Annotated in this window: 14 protein-coding genes and 1 pseudogene; 4 read left to right on the forward strand and 11 right to left on the reverse strand. The window is 51.4% G+C overall.

Annotated features, from left to right (window positions below; translation table 11 throughout):
• Positions 1 to 4: 4 nt before the first annotated feature.
• The 3 genes from B156_RS0111800 to B156_RS0111810 all read right to left on the reverse strand — a co-directional run bounded on the left by B156_RS0111800 (position 5) and on the right by B156_RS0111810 (position 3,596).
• Positions 5 to 1,048, reverse strand: a complete 1,044-nt coding sequence (locus B156_RS0111800) for an MBL fold metallo-hydrolase (protein ID WP_018619926.1) — start codon at positions 1,046 to 1,048, stop codon at positions 5 to 7.
• 118 nt (positions 1,049 to 1,166) lie between these two features.
• Positions 1,167 to 2,288 (reverse strand): XdhC family protein, encoded by a 1,122-nt coding sequence (locus tag B156_RS0111805; protein WP_018619927.1) that lies wholly within the window; start codon positions 2,286 to 2,288, stop codon positions 1,167 to 1,169.
• A gap of 189 nt (positions 2,289 to 2,477) precedes the next feature.
• Entirely contained in the window at positions 2,478 to 3,596 is a 1,119-nt protein-coding gene (locus B156_RS0111810) for a vWA domain-containing protein (protein WP_018619928.1), read from the reverse strand.
• Positions 3,597 to 3,715: 119 nt separating this feature from the next.
• Here B156_RS0111810 and B156_RS0111815 point away from each other — a divergent pair, with 119 nt between their 5' ends.
• Together B156_RS0111815 and B156_RS29100 are read left to right on the forward strand one after the other, a co-directional pair.
• On the forward strand, positions 3,716 to 4,012 hold the full coding sequence (locus tag B156_RS0111815; protein WP_018619929.1) for a nucleotidyltransferase family protein: 297 nt from the start codon (positions 3,716 to 3,718) through the stop codon (positions 4,010 to 4,012).
• A 61-nt stretch (positions 4,013 to 4,073) separates the two neighbouring features.
• A pseudogene (locus tag B156_RS29100) lies at positions 4,074 to 4,349 on the forward strand (HepT-like ribonuclease domain-containing protein); the annotation flags it as partial.
• A gap of 395 nt (positions 4,350 to 4,744) precedes the next feature.
• Here B156_RS29100 and B156_RS0111825 read toward each other — a convergent pair.
• The 6 genes from B156_RS0111825 to B156_RS0111850 form a co-directional block, all read right to left on the reverse strand.
• Positions 4,745 to 5,638, reverse strand: coding sequence for a WG repeat-containing protein (locus tag B156_RS0111825; RefSeq protein ID WP_018619931.1), 894 nt, complete (start codon positions 5,636 to 5,638; stop codon positions 4,745 to 4,747).
• 73 nt (positions 5,639 to 5,711) lie between these two features.
• Positions 5,712 to 6,302: a YdeI/OmpD-associated family protein gene (locus B156_RS0111830; protein WP_018619932.1), complete on the reverse strand. Its 591-nt coding sequence runs from the start codon at positions 6,300 to 6,302 to the stop codon at positions 5,712 to 5,714.
• 45 nt (positions 6,303 to 6,347) lie between these two features.
• Positions 6,348 to 7,265, reverse strand: a complete 918-nt coding sequence (locus B156_RS0111835) for an AAA family ATPase (protein WP_018619933.1) — start codon at positions 7,263 to 7,265, stop codon at positions 6,348 to 6,350.
• A 55-nt stretch (positions 7,266 to 7,320) separates the two neighbouring features.
• The gene (locus tag B156_RS0111840; protein WP_018619934.1) at positions 7,321 to 8,016 is read right to left on the reverse strand and encodes a hypothetical protein; all 696 of its coding nucleotides are present in this window, start codon (positions 8,014 to 8,016) and stop codon (positions 7,321 to 7,323) included.
• 103 nt (positions 8,017 to 8,119) lie between these two features.
• The gene (locus tag B156_RS0111845) at positions 8,120 to 8,623 is read right to left on the reverse strand and encodes a hypothetical protein (RefSeq protein ID WP_018619935.1); all 504 of its coding nucleotides are present in this window, start codon (positions 8,621 to 8,623) and stop codon (positions 8,120 to 8,122) included.
• Positions 8,624 to 8,689: 66 nt separating this feature from the next.
• The gene (locus B156_RS0111850; RefSeq protein ID WP_018619936.1) at positions 8,690 to 9,736 is read right to left on the reverse strand and encodes an OmpA family protein; all 1,047 of its coding nucleotides are present in this window, start codon (positions 9,734 to 9,736) and stop codon (positions 8,690 to 8,692) included.
• A 251-nt stretch (positions 9,737 to 9,987) separates the two neighbouring features.
• Between B156_RS0111850 and B156_RS0111855 the strand changes: the two genes are divergently transcribed.
• Complete coding sequence (locus B156_RS0111855; protein ID WP_018619937.1) at positions 9,988 to 11,001, forward strand: threonine aldolase family protein; 1,014 nt, start codon at positions 9,988 to 9,990, stop codon at positions 10,999 to 11,001.
• Between the two features lie 8 nt (positions 11,002 to 11,009).
• On the forward strand, positions 11,010 to 12,623 hold the full coding sequence (locus tag B156_RS0111860; RefSeq protein ID WP_018619938.1) for a carbon-nitrogen hydrolase family protein: 1,614 nt from the start codon (positions 11,010 to 11,012) through the stop codon (positions 12,621 to 12,623).
• A gap of 70 nt (positions 12,624 to 12,693) precedes the next feature.
• Here B156_RS0111860 and B156_RS0111865 read toward each other — a convergent pair whose 3' ends face one another.
• Positions 12,694 to 13,848 carry a DUF819 family protein gene (locus B156_RS0111865; protein WP_018619939.1) on the reverse strand — a complete coding sequence of 385 codons (1,155 nt, stop codon included), beginning with the start codon at positions 13,846 to 13,848 and terminating at the stop codon, positions 12,694 to 12,696.
• A 153-nt stretch (positions 13,849 to 14,001) separates the two neighbouring features.
• On the reverse strand, positions 14,002 to 14,973 hold the full coding sequence (locus B156_RS0111870) for a hypothetical protein (protein ID WP_157627016.1): 972 nt from the start codon (positions 14,971 to 14,973) through the stop codon (positions 14,002 to 14,004).
• Positions 14,974 to 14,980: the final 7 nt, after the last annotated feature.

Consider the following 14,980-nt stretch of genomic DNA (forward strand, 5'->3'; position numbering starts at 1 on the left):
TAGTTTACTTAAACACCATAGGAAGTCCTTCTTTGGGCACCAGAAACTGTTTTTCGGGAATAGTGGCCGCTTTCAGGGCTTTTCTCAAATCATCGACGGGTTCAAACAAGCCATCGTCGCCCTGCTGAAACGTGCCGAAATGAATACCCACCGCCTGCTGTGCATTCAGGTCCGTAAACGCCTGCACCGCACCAGCGGGCGACACGTGGACCGGGGCCATAAACCACTCCGGCCGGTACGAGCCAATGGGCAGCAGCGCCAGTTTTATATCTGCTGCTTTGCCCGCCTGCCGGGCCTGCTCCCCAATTTTTTTGAAATGCGGTCCATAGCCACTATCCCCGCAGAAGTAGGTCGTTCCGAAACCGGTGTGGAGCAGATACCCGCACCAGAGGGTTTCGTCGCGGTCGAAAAGGCCCCGGTTACTAAAATGCTGCGCCTGGGTACAGGTAATCCAAAGTTTATTCGTGATTTGCAGCGTATCGGTCCAGTCGAGTTCGCGGGTGGTACGCCCCCCAACTGATTTGGGCAGGTACGACACGCCGAGGGGCGTAACGAACAGCGGGTTAAAGGCAAGTACCAGTTTCTTTAGGGTGGGGAGATCGAGGTGGTCGTAGTGGTTGTGACTCAACAGCACCACGTCGATGGGCGGCAGTTCCTCAAACCGAAGTCCCGGCGGCCGTTTGCGCCTGATACCCAGCCACGAAGTTGGCCCCACCCGCTCCGACCAGACGGGGTCAGTCAGGATGTTCAGGCCGCTGGTCTGAATCAGAAAGGTGGAGTGATTCACGAACGTGAGCACCAGGCTATCGCCTTCAATACGCGTAGCCGGACGTGCCCCGACAAAGGCATCGGGTTGCTCGGGCCAGGGACCTTTATCGCGGTGCAGCAACCACTTGAGCACCCCTCCCTCCGTTCGCTCCGGCATACCCGGATTGATAAATTTCTTCCCGTTGAAGTGGTCAGTTAGGGGACCCTTATAACGTGGGGCGCAGGCCGTTACGGTCAATAGCAGGCAGGATAGGACTAGAAGCGGCAGGGTAAGGTGCATAGTTTGGCTAATGGATTATCGCTCGTGTCAGAGGTGTCTGTATTGACCGGTGAGATTATACCCGAGCCATTATCCATGTAATCATAAAACGAAAAAGAAGGCCATCCATTTTATCCAATCACTCCCGCACGTGAATAGTGCTCTGACGCAGGCGCAGGTACGAGCCATCCCGATTGGAAAATGATGCCCGGATTTCGGCCGCCAGCGAGAGGGCAATTTCTTCGGGCGACACGGCTCCGATGTCCAGACCGACCGGAGCATGGATGCGGGGAAAGTCTTCGTCGGCAATGGGGTTGCCTTCCTCGGCCAGTTCGGCCCAGATTCGCTCGGAGCGGACGCGTGGCCCCAGCATGCCGATGTAGGGTGCGTTGGTAGCCAACACCTTCGGCAGGTTTTGCTTATCCGTTTTATAATCGTGCGACATCAAAACGATGGCCGTATGGGCATCGAACAGGATATCCGTGAAGTTTTCGGGCTGCACTATCTCGTCCACCATTGCCGCAATTCGTTTGTTAACCTTCAGCGGATTGGCAACGACCGTTATTCGCCAGCCCATTTCCCTGACCAGCCGCGTGAGGGGATATACATCGTACTGATGCCCCCATAAAACCAGGTGCGTTTCGGGTGCCAGAATCTCGATGAAGGCTTCCAGCACCTCGCCGTCCGGTCCTTCGAACCGGTAGGGAGCCGACACCCCTTTTGCCATGCGGGCCTGAATTTTTTCGTCCAGCTGCGACTGTATAGCCCGGTTTTCCAGTACGGTCAGGCTGGTGCTATCGGTATATCGGATCACATCGCCTTCGCTAACGGTGGGCCAGTTGCCTTTCAGGCCGGTAATGGTCAGGAGGACGTGGGTTTGGCGACGCTCATTCATGCAACGTTTCAGTACTTCGACAGGGTTAGTTGAATCGGTAAAATCCAGCGGGGTAAACAGCACGTCGATGATGCCATTGCACCCCAGGCCTACGCCAATCTGGTGCTCATCATCGGTGGTGGTATCGTAGGTAATTTTGGACGGCGACGCTTTGGCAATGGCCAGTCGGGCGCGTTTGAGGGCATCCCCTTCCAGACACCCCCCGCTAATACCGCCAATCCAGACCCCGTCGCTCATCACCAGCATCCGCGCACCCGTACGGCGGTACGACGACCCTTCCACCCGCACCACGGTAGCCAGTGCGGCCTGGGTTGTGTTTTTATCGAGGTGGTCGTAGCCGTCAATAATTGCTTTAATTTCTTTCATTTGATCAAGAGCGCAGGACTGCCTTACGGCCCTGTTGTTCCGTTTGTAGCCTGTCTTTTTTGCCGGGCGTCGAACACGGTACGTGGTCATCACTACCGGGGTACTTCCGGTAAGTTTTGTTCAGTGCCAAAAGTAGCCCTCAACGATTAGAAACCGTACGGCCCGGCTTTTGGTTTGCATCCTCCATTTTTATAGCCACCGCCCTACGGCCCTCAGGCTATCCAGGTTGTGGACGGGGGCGAACACATCCAGAAAAGGCATGGCGGCCTGCATAGCCGATACGGTTGGCTGAAACGACGGATTGCCCGCCAGGGGATTGAGCCAGACCAGTTTTCGGGCTTTCGCTTTAATGCGGCCCAGGCTTTCGGTGAGTACGGCCACCTCACCCGTATCCCAGCCGTCGCTGAGGATAATCACCAGCGTCTGGCTATCAACCAGTGACAGGTAGCTATCCGTGAACTCCCCGAGCGACTCCCCTATTCGGGTGCCGCCCCCCCAGCCCGTTACGGTACTGGACAAGTGCCTGATGGCATCCGGGAAGGGGCGGTTTTTGAGGGCGGGCGTGATACGGTGCAGGCTGGTGCTGAACACAAACGTTTCGATGCGCCGGAACACGGTCTGAAACGCGTACATGAACTGAATCAGAAATGTGCTGTACAAATCCATCGACTGACTCACATCGGCCAGAATCACCACTTTCAGCCGGTTTTTGCGCGGTTTTCGGTAAGCCAGCTCTACCAGTTCGCCCCCGCGACGCAGGTTTTTGCGGAGGGTCTGGCGCAGGTCGAACTGCCGCACGCTGGTGGTTTTCTGCTGTCGGCGGTTGGCGCGCCGGGCCAGGGTGAGCGACAGTTCGCGGATGCGCTGCATGAGTTCGGGCAGGTCGTCGGCGGCAATAGCCGAGAAATCCTGTTGCGAGAGGTTTTCCTGCGTCGAATAGGTGGTTAGTTCGGTCTCCTCCGTTGGGTTATTACCGTACAGCCAGGATTTCAATTGATTGAAGCTCGGCTGTGGACTTTTGGTGGGTCGCTGCCGGTTGGGGTCGTCTTTGGTTTTGGCATCCACCGCCGTTTCCAGTTCTTTCCAGTACTGGGCAAACAACCGGTCGAACAGGGCCAACTCCGCTGACCGCCGACAGAACACCGTCCGGAAAGCCAGCCGAAAGTCATCCCGTACCCCAATGTCCACATGTCCCAACGCCAGCAACGCCGTCGCTTCCTCGTCGGGCCCAATGCCCAACCCATTATCGCGCAGGAAGCGCGAAAAAGCGATGACGTTTTCGGGGAGGGTTAGTTTGCGCTGAATCATAGTGAGCTGTGTGAGACCGATACTAGTGTGGGTAAGTACACTTTAGCCGTTGATTTTGACAGACGATTGATATATTTGGTATCAGGATACAGAAACGTGCCTTTAACCCAATTTTACTAATGACAACTAAGGAAAACATATTGGCTATTCTTAAAACGCATAAACCCGAGTTGTCAAAATACGGAGTTTCCAACGTTGGCCTATTTGGTTCCTATTTACGAAATGAACAATCAGCTAAAAGTGATATTGATTTATTAATAGACTTTGACCCTGACAGAGAGACTTTTGACAACTTCATGGCTGTATATGACTTGTTCGAGAACCTTTTTGAGAATGAAAAAATTGAAATCGTAACTAAAAATGGGTTGAGCCAATACATCGGTCCCCAAATTTTAAACGATGTAGTGTATGTCTAAGGAATCAACTGAGTTCTTGAAGCATATAGCCGATTAATGCACCTATCTCTTACAGGTAAGCGAAAATCTGTCTAAAGATGATTTCTTAAACGATGAGACGTTGAAACGAGCTGTGGTAAGAAGCCTGGAGATCATTGGTGAGGCAACAAAAAAGATTCCCGCAGACTTTAAAGTTAAATGGAGTTCAATACAGTGGAAAAATATGGCAGGAATGAGAGACCGCCTTATTCATGATTACATGGGGGTAAACTATTCAATTGTTTGGGATGTGCTCAACAACAAAATTCCTGAACTGCACGACCAAATTCAGGAAGTATTGAATTTAAGCAAGGAATAAAAATACCAATCGAACAGCGACAAGTCCACCGATAGAACAATGACCAACATTCCGCACCCCAATGTCCACGTAGCCTAATTCCAGCAATGCCGTCGCTTCCTCGTCAGGACCAATACCCAGCCCCGTTCTCACGCAGGAATCTGGAAAAAGCGATGACGTTTTCGGGCAGGGTTAGTTTGCGAGTGATGAGCATTGAAGGGAGGCTAATAGTTTGGGCGGCTTGACGTTGTGGCGGACTTCCGCGTTCCGTATGCCGACAACTGAAGCCGATTAAAAAACCAAAGCACAAAATTCATTCTGTCTCTCAACAGCGTTTGGTCAGCCGGAATTGCAGACGATAAGTGAACAGAAAGTTGATACTATTTTTCGTCTGTCGGCATAACAGTAAATCAATGTTACCTGCCGTACTTTTCTTTCAGTGTTGTTTTTACTTCTTGGTAGTCAAACTTTGGCTCAAGGATAATTTTACCGTCCTTATTTATAGCTCCCCACTTGTCCTGTTGTTTGATGAGTGCATAGCTATTGTCGAAGTCTTCACAATAGTCAAACTCAATAGGAATTGCAATTTTGCCTGTTGGATAAATAAAACCAAACTTATTACCAATTCTTGCTTTGGCAACACCCTCTATGAACTTTCCAAACACCATGTAGTCGAACCCTGTAAGTTGTCTACCTTGGCTGCTAAAAAGAGCAGAGTTGGTGCTTATGTACTTTCCATTATCAGCCGAAAAGGAACTGTCCACAACAAGAAGCGTATCGGTCGTCCAACTTATATACTGGTATTTGCAAGGAATAATGATTTTGCCATTACTGTCGCAAAGCCCATAAGTTCTGCTTACAGAACGAACGTCACCAATACCGTTTTTTCCAATTATGTTATCTTTATTTTTAGTCACCAAATACGTGTTTCGGTACCTGGAAATGTTGCTGTACTCGGCTGGAATTTTTACTTTTTCATCTTTGGTCATTACTCCCACGATGTATTCGCCGAAGTATTTGGCTCTATGTCCAAATAAATATTCCGCCGTGTCCAAGGGTGTTAGAAACTCGTAGCGGAAAGGAATGATTAAGGTATTGTTCTTGTCAATTGATCCTAATTTGCCGTTTTTAGCCACGATGGCAACATTACTTAAGAATTTTGTAGCGTATTGAAACTGCGGTTCAATCTTTACCGCTCCTTGTTTGTCTTTGTAACCCCAGAGAGTGTCAACACGAAACGGTACCAAGTCCTGCGAATAGCAGTCAAGAAAAACCAAAGTAAAAAGAAGTGTCGAAATGATGTACTTCATAGTTTGATGTCTACTCAACGTATGGCAACAATCCCTACTCACTCAGCCAGACATACATCTAGTAGATTCCTGATCAATCATCAATCCCCTTCCCGTTAAGGATTTGCGGCATGCATTTTTCAATCCTTGACTCCCGGGTTTTGGCTTGTTTGGGGGCGGCAAAGTGAAGGAGATAGGCCCTTTGCCGTCCGGGTGTTAAGGCATCAAAAGCAGATTTCAGGGATGGATTGTCGGCTAGTTTGTGTTTAAATTCGTCAGGGACCGTGAATTCGGTAGTCTTCCTGGGTTCCACTTTCAAGCCAGCTTTCTCCACTTCGATAGCTTCATAGATATACCTTTTCAGGACGGGTTCCAACTTGACAATTTCCTGAACGCTGGTAAACCGAATCTGGCGGGAGGCCTGGGTATTCTCCGTTTGTGCAATTAGAATACCGTCGGCATCGTGTAACAAGGCACCTTTCACAAACAACACCGCGCAGTAATTTTTGAAGGCATGCAGTAGCATTACATTACTTTTCTGAAACGTGTAGCAGGGAACACCCCACTTCAATTCTTCGGTTAGCGGACAGTCGAGAATAATCGTTCTCAGTTGCTCCAGTTCTTTCTGCCACGTTTCGGCTTTGTTGAAGTAAAAATCAACCGCAGGATTCATGTTCTTCGTCATTTCGATTACCCAAACTAGTTAAGCAGTTTTTCTACAAGTTAATCCTCACAAAGCATCGAACTTAGAGATAATCCCCGCCCGCTCGTATAACTCACTCAGCGACAGTTGCGTATGGCGAATGTCTTTCCAGTCTTTGAGTACCACACCCAGGGTTTGCTCAATTAATGATTTGTCCAGGTGCGTGAAATGCAGGGACGACAGGGCCATGGCCCAGTCGAGGGTTTCGGCGATGCCGGGCGTTTTTTCCAGCCGCAACTGCCGCAGTTCACGCATGAAGGCACAAATCTGCTCGGCCAGAGCGGTGTCGATGCCGGGTACTTTCTCCCGCACAATGCGCAGTTCTTTGTCGTAGTCGGGATAGTCGATATACACGTACAGGCAGCGTCGTCGGAGGGCTTCGGAGAGTTCGCGGACGCGGTTACCCGTCACCACTACGTGCGGGATGTGCGTGGCGCGGATGGTGCCAATTTCGGGAATGGTAATCTGCCAGTCGGACAGTACTTCGAGCAGGAAGCTTTCAAATTCTTCGTCGGCCCGGTCCACTTCATCAATCAGCAGTACCGGTGCTTTGTGGTGGGTGATGGCCTGCAACAGTGGCCGTTTGAGCAGGAACGTATCCGAGAACAAATCTTTTTCCTGTTCGGCCATCGACGCGTTTTCGTTCGCCTGTCGGCCCGTCACTTCCAGCAGTTTCAGGTGCAGGAGCTGCCGCTGGTAATTCCATTCGTAGAGCGCGTGGCTGGCATCCAGTCCTTCGTAACATTGCAGCCGAATCAGGTCGGTGTCCAGCGCACGGGCCATCACTTTGGCAATTTCCGTTTTACCCACCCCGGCTGGGCCTTCGATGAGCAGCGGCTTTTGCAGTTGAATCGACAAAAAGACCGACATCACTAGTTGCGGGTCGGTGATATATCCCTGCTGAGCGAGGAGGTCCTGGATGGTTTCGCGGGTGTGGTTGAGCATGAGAAGGAATTGGAACTGTATCAGTCACTCCGATGAGTAGACCTATGGTAAGCACTTACGGCTTATCCCCGTATTTTTTATCGTGAAATTCCTTCGCCTGATCCACCCAGTTATCCTGGTCAATGCGGCCCGGGAAGAATTCAATCAGTTCATTTACTTTGGTAATGTCTTCTTTGGTAAAATTGGCCACCTGTCGAAACGTGTAGATGCCCAGGCTGTGGAGTTTACGTTCCAGAAACGGCCCGACACCGGTAATATCTTTGAGGTCATCGGCTTCTGTGGCCGTTGCCCGGCCAATCCGGTCGAAGTTGACTTCGTTGGCCCGGGCAGCAATCCGGTTGAGCACGGCGGCCTCGGAGTTACCCGACAATGCCTTTGAATCGGTGGGGACGGCGGACGCTGAATACGCTGCGGTATCGGGCAGATTGCTGGTAGTGGCTGGCGGCACCGCAATCTGTTCGGGGGTGTCATCGTGCGAGAGGGCGGGCAGCAGGGGGTCGGCATGAACAAAAGCGGCCGGTTCCGGTACTTCCCGGTCAATGGGTTCGGGCGTCCGTTCCGTTTTCCGTTCGGGGTCCTCCCCCAACCGATACGCTTCCAGTTCAGCTTCTTTGCTGGCTACTGTCGAGCGAATTGACCGGAGTTGACCCGATAAAACCAGACGCCCCAGAAGCCAGCCGATACCGGCGGCCATTATCAGTAATAAACCAATTTCAATGATTGCCTGTAAACGGGGATCTACTCCAAACATGACGGACTTGTATTAAGGGTTGCACTACTCCCGCACTATAGGAGCAGCTCGGATATTGGGGTGAGTTGTACGGCAGCGGTCTAATCAGTAACTGGTGGATTGCCTACTCACTTTTCTTCTCTTTTATCAAATCAGCCGCCTGCCTGACCCAATCATCACGCTGGATACGGCCCGGAAAAAACTCGATGATATCATTGATTGTATCAATATCTTCCTTTGTGAAGCGGGCAATTTGCCGAAAGGTGCAAATACCGATAACATTTAATTTCTTTTCCAGAAACGGCCCGATACCGATAATTTCTTTTAGATCGTCGGCCTCGGCAGCAGATGCCATACCAATACGGGAGAAGTTAATTTCATTCGACCGGCTACGAATTCGGTTCAGGACGGTCGTTTCTTCATCATCACCCTGCACAATTACCGGTATTTTGCTGCGATGGTACCCATCGAGGTCACGTTTTATGGAAACCAGCCTACCTTGCAGCCCGGCAATATATTGTTTGTGGGAAGCATAGCCAATAAAAAAGCCCAGCATACCCGCCACAATCATCATTATCCATTGCTGCCACTGGGCATCCGGCAGGTTGAGGGGATTCAAATCAAACATACGTTGTGAAATTTTATTGATAGGACGCTGCTGGCGTTGGTTTATACCGAATAACTTATCAACCCACTAGTCAAGCACGACGACCGTAACCCGCCGGTTGGCTTTCCGGCCCGACAGTGTGCTATTGTCGGCCTTGGGTTCCGATTCTCCTTTTGCCTTCACCTCTATCTGTTCCGATTTAACGCCCGATTTACGGATTCTTGCCTTTACATCATTGGCGCGGTCGCGGGATAGTTGCAGGTTCATTTCTTCCGGTCCTTTATCGTCGGTATAGCCCGTCAGGAGTAGTTTTTTACCGGGGTTGGCATTCAGCACTTTAGCCGCTTCGTCGAAGAATTTCTTCGTTTCATCCGTTTTGATGAAGGTAGCTTCACCCAGCTGGAAGTACAGGTCCATCGGCTTGAAAATCGACGTAAATTTCTGGGCCTCCGCCAGTTCTTTTTCCGTGACGGGCTCCGTCAGGGTAATCAATGCTGCGGTACTGGTTGATACGGTGGTGGTACTGGTTGCTGCGGTGCTGGTTTCGGCTGGTTTGCTAACCGTAAGGTCCGTTTCAACGAGTTCGTCGGCTGCCGGTTCGGTTCCCCCAAAGGCAAAGCCCAGCCCACCCACCAGGGAGTCTCCTCTAGCCGTAGCTGGCAGATTCCGTTCGGTTCCTCTGGTGGTTAGGGAGGCAGTTGGAATGCCCTGTTGCACCAGGTACTGCTTCATGCCGTCTGCCCGGGCAAGGCCCAGGTTTGGGAAGGTCGTGGCATTGGTTTCTGCGGAGGTATAGTAACCGGTTATCTCCAGCGTTCTGTCCCGGTTGGCTTTCAGGTAGGTAATGAGCGGATCGATTGGTCCGCCCAGTGCATTCATGTTGGCATTGGCCCCGGATTTGGCGAAACTAAAATTGCGGGGAAATGACACCCGAAAGAAGTTACCATCGGCAATGGTAAAGCCATCGGCGCCGGGAGGGGTTGTGTACACTTCCTTTTCCGTCGTTAGTGGTTCCACCTGACTGGCTGCCCCAACGTCAAAACAAAGCTGCTTGATTTTGCAGACATGCCACCAGGTTGAGCCAATCATCCACAGCAGAAGCAGGATAATCCAGGGAGCTTTATTTGTTAGCATACGAGCGGTTAGTTTACAGGGACCGGGTATTACGTGTACCGGAGACGATTATACGACAAAAGGTCGCTCAAAAATAGCGGTAACTTATATAAATGCAAGATTATCCCTGCTTATGAACACAGGCAACTCTGTTTCCCGTATTCAGCGTTAAAGAAGTAAATTTTTCAGTAGAGCAAAAACCGGTTCGGATAGCTCACCGGAAAGTAGTTGGTACTAACTTGCCTTTTTATACGACCTGTTTCCTGTTAGCAATGCTCATCGACTTACGAAGTGATACCATTACCCTGCCTACTCCCGCCATGCGCGAGGCCATGTTTACCGCCCCCCTCGGCGATGATGTGCTGGGCGACGACCCGACCGTGAATGCCCTCGAAGCGAAAGCCGCGGCTATGTTCGGCATGGAAGCCGCCCTGTTTTGCGCGTCGGGCACCATGACCAACCAGCTTGCCATCCGCACCCACACCCGCCCCGGCGATGATGTAATTTGTGATTACCTCTCGCACGTGTATCAATACGAAGGCGGGGGTATTTCGGTCAATGCCCTGGCGTCTGCCAGCCTGGCGCACGGCGAACGGGGTAAACTCACCCCCGCCCTTGTCCGCGACTATATTTACAGCCCTGCCGATTCGCACAAGCCCCTTTCGCGGCTGGTGGTGCTGGAAAACACCATCAACAAAGGCGGAGGGTGCTATTATACGATACCTGAAATTGCCGCCATCCGAAAAGTGTGCGATGAGTATGGCTTACAGCTCCACCTGGACGGTGCCCGGCTGTTCAACGCCCTGGTCGAAACCGGCGAGCCGACAACGGCCTACGGCCAGCTATTCGATTCCATCAGTATCTGTCTATCCAAAGGGCTTGGCTGTCCGGTGGGGTCCCTTTTGCTGGGAAAAGCCGACTTCATTCATCAGGCCCGGCGGTACCGAAAACTGATGGGGGGTGGCTGGCGGCAGGCTGGTTTTCTGGCCGCAGCGGGCATCTACGCCCTCGACCATCACGTAGACCGACTGAAGCAGGACCACGTTCGTGCCCGCCGGATTGGTGCCATGCTGGAGCGACTTCCCGACGTAGTGGAAATCCTGCCCATTGACACGAATATCGTCATTTTCCGGCTCCCCGAAACCATCCTGGCTGCCGATTACGTTCAACAGTTAGAAACAAAAGGCATTCGCGGGATCGCGTTTGGCAAACATCAAGTCCGCTTTGTAACACACCTGGACTTTACCGACGAGCAGTTAACAAACATGGAAGCCCGTCTGAAGTAAGATTTTTTATGCATATACAAACCAGAACATTAGAAAAAACAGATTACCATGACCTGAAGGAGGCCATGATTGAAGTATACAGCAGTATTGGGGGTGATTACTGGACCAAAAGCGCTATCAACAAACTGCTCAACATCTTTCCCGAGGGGCAATTCTGCGTGGAGGTAGACGGTAAAGTGGTGGCCGTTGCGCTGGCTATCCGGGTCAACTACGCAGACTTTGGGGATAATCATACCTACGCCCAGATTACGGGCGGGTATACCTTTAAAACGCATACCGACGACGGCGATTATTTATATGGTATCGAAGTATTCGTCCATCCCGACTTCCGCGATTTACGCCTGGGTCGGCGGCTATACGACGCCCGCAAAGAACTCTGCGAGCAGTTGAATATCAAGGGAATTCTTGCCGGTGGCCGCATCCCGAACTATAACAAACATTCGGCAGAGTTGTCGCCCCGCGAGTACATTGCCAAGGTAAAGCAGAAAGAAATTTACGACTCTACCCTCACGTTTCAGCTTTCCAACGACTTCCACGTCCGGAAGGTGCTGCGTGGCTACCTGCCGGGCGATACGGAGTCAAAAGAGTACGCTACCCTGCTGGAGTGGAACAACATTTATTACGTTGACGAGAAAGACAAGAAGCCCCACACCGACTCCATCATTCGGCTGGGGGTGATTCAGTGGCAGATGCGTTTTTTCAAGAACCTGGAGGCCTTTTTTGATCAGGTCGAGTTTTTTGTCAATGCCGTAAGCGACTACCGGGCCGATTTTATGGTGCTGCCAGAGTTCTTCAACACGCCCCTGATGGCCGACTTCAACGACCTGCCCGAGCCCGTTGCCATCCGAAAACTCGCCGATTTCACCTTACCCACCCGCGATAAACTCTGCCAGCTGGCCATTGCCTATAATGTCAACATTGTAGGGGGTAGTATGCCGCTGGTAGACGAGGACGGCAAACTCTACAATGTCGCCTATTTGTGTCGCCGGGATGGGTCGTGGGAAGAGTACCGTAAAATTCATATCACGCCCAACGAAGTGCGGCACTACGGCATGGTAGGCGGCAACGAAATCCGGGCGTTCGACACAGACTGCGGTAAAATTGGGATGGTCATCTGCTACGATGTTGAATTCCCCGAACTTGGTCGGATACTGGCGCAGCAGGGCATACAAATTCTGTTTGTGCCGTTCCTGACCGATACCCAGAACGGATACAGCCGGGTGCGGCACTGCGCGCAGGCACGAGCCATCGAAAACGAGTGTTATGTGGCCATTGCGGGCTGCGTGGGCAACCTGCCCAAAGTCCATAACATGGATATCAACTTCGCGCAGTCGGCGGTATTCACACCCTCCGACTTTCAGTTTCCGACCAACGCCGTTAAAGCCGAAGCCACGCCCAATACCGAAATGGTACTCATTGCCGATGTAGATCTGAGTCTGCTCAAGGAACTCCACGAGCAGGGGTCCGTACAGGTGCTCAAAGACCGCCGGACAGACCTCTATGATGTGGAACTGAAGAAGCCAGCTCGCAAAGCCCTGAAACTGATCAGTGACCGCCAAAAGAAGGCCTCGCCCGACAATGACCCGGAAGTAGTAGCTCCGTTGATTGTCGTGGCGGATTAGTCAGATATTTTATAAGGCAGTTTAGCCTTTTTAGCCGTACGTTGATCATCGGGTCAACGTACGGCTTTTTTTACCGCAGCACTTCCGCCACCAGAATACCCAGATACGTACCAAGGGCATTACCCAGCGAGCCGACCAGCACGGCGGGCAGCTGCAAATCGGGCCGGTTCAGGCTGCGGGCCAGCGCCAGGGCCGATGTAGCACCACCCACGTTTGCCTGAGAAGCAATCCCGACGATGTCCCACTCCTGCCTGAAAAACGCTCCCGTACCAAACAGGATAAGGGCGTGAATAAGCACCAGTAGCAGAATCATCCCGAACAGGACAACGGCCAGCTGTCCGTCGTGCAGCAGCGCCCCAATATCGCAGTAGGCACCAATAATGGCCAGGAAAACGTATATTCCGAACAGGCCCAGCACCCGAATACCCCGCAGTTTATTGACAATCCGGAACTGAGCCAGAACCAGCGCAAAGGTGGTTAGTACGATCACGAACGGCAGGGAAGGCACCAACGCCGTAAGCTGTTTCGAAAGGAAGATGGACCCAAAGCCCAGGGTGAGTAAAATGGCCAGATCGCCGGGACCGATGGTTTCCGCATCCGTAAACGGATCGGCTTCGGAAGCAGCAGGGTCCACAGCCCCGACGACCGATGGCTGCGGCACCGTTTGTTTGTGCGGGAAGCGTTTTTGTAGAAAGCGGGGAAGACTCAGCGTAACCACCATCCACAGGGCCGTCATGATGTTATCGGCTGCCGTGGCGGCCACAAATAAATTCCCCGCTTTCGATACGCCATAATGCAGGGCTACCGCGTGGTAATTGATGCTGCCGCCAATATACGTTCCCGTAAACATGCCCGCCAGGGCGTAAAAAAGTTTCCCCACGGTTTGCGGAGCCGCAAAGACCCACACACTCACCAGCACGCCAATAACCGTACCGGCAGACCCAACCAAAAACATGCTCAGCATGGGCAAACCCGCCCGCCGAAGGTCTTTCAGGTTGACATTCAGCAGCAATAGAAACAGTGAGAACGGGGCTATGTAGCTGAAGATACTGTCGTAAACGGGGGTTTCGGTAGTTGGGATGAGGCCAGCATTGGCTTCGATAGCGGTCAGAATAATCACCAACAACGCCGTACCAATGTGGCTAAAACCGGGCTTTTTAATCAGCCATTCGCAGATAACGACATTCAGGCAAAGAACAAACAGGATAAAAATGGCGTCAGTCACGGGATGAAGTGGTTAAGCCGTCAAAGTAAGACATATTTGGCTAACTACGTGGGTGTCCGCTATTATTACTGGCTTTTACCTCATCTTCTACTACTAAATAATTGCGATATAGCTTTTTTAAAGGATAATAGTTGGTTTATAACAGCATACAATTTAGTACCCAATGTCCTGCGAAACGTGCAGCGGCAGATGGGTACCGGCCTCAAAGGGTTCGTACCGGTACTCGACTACATCTGTTCGCTGATTTTTACGTCCGTAGGGCATGCCTTCAAAAAACGATTGTCGATACGACCGGGTTGATTCTCGCCAGTATCCGTCCAGTAATGCGGTGTCTATCTCCCGTTTGTTGCGCATATCAGTGGTATAGCGGTGTATTTCCCGTACAGTACGGTTCCCCCGACCATATCCATACCGTATGGTATCGGGCCCGTCGGCTATATAGAATCGCCCCAGATACATAAGATCATACCAGGCAAGGATACGCCTGCCCAGTTTGTCATAAGCGAACCGATGGGAAAAATAACGAATCGTATCCAGCCGCGGATTTTGGGGCATCTTCATCACATACAATCGGTAATGACGGACAAGCTGCCCCTGCTTGTTACGCTCCCACCGGATACTATCTATCACGGTTGAACGATTTGGCTCAGAAACCGGCAAGCGGCTAACCAGTGTATCGTTTGTTTCCGTGTATTTAAACGTGCTTTCGGATGAGCTGATGGCACTTTCTATACCTGATTTGATTTCGCTTTCCTTTTTCAGTATACGTGCTACCCGCCCCTGTTGATCGTACACATACTCATTTCTAGATACACTGACAAACCCAGGTGCCGAACTGTCACTGTGGTAATAATGCGTACTGATGCTCTTCTTATCACCTGCGTATTGATTCCATATTTTCTCGTTCGTCCGGCCGAACAGAAAGTCTTCCAATACCCTATCCTGTTTGTCCAGAAAGGTAGTCTGTTGCAACTTCCCGTTGTACCATTTAGTACGAACAGTAGCTATTTGCCCTGGGGGCGTAACCACACGCGGAATGGATGAATCAAGAAAATAGTCAATATTGCCGGAGCAGCCAATCGCCAAACTCACTGCCAGAAATACCCACCAAGTATGTTGCGCCACACGTAGT

The organism is Spirosoma luteum DSM 19990 (genome assembly GCF_000374065.1).
Classification (GTDB): Bacteria; Bacteroidota; Bacteroidia; order Cytophagales; family Spirosomataceae; genus Spirosoma; species Spirosoma luteum.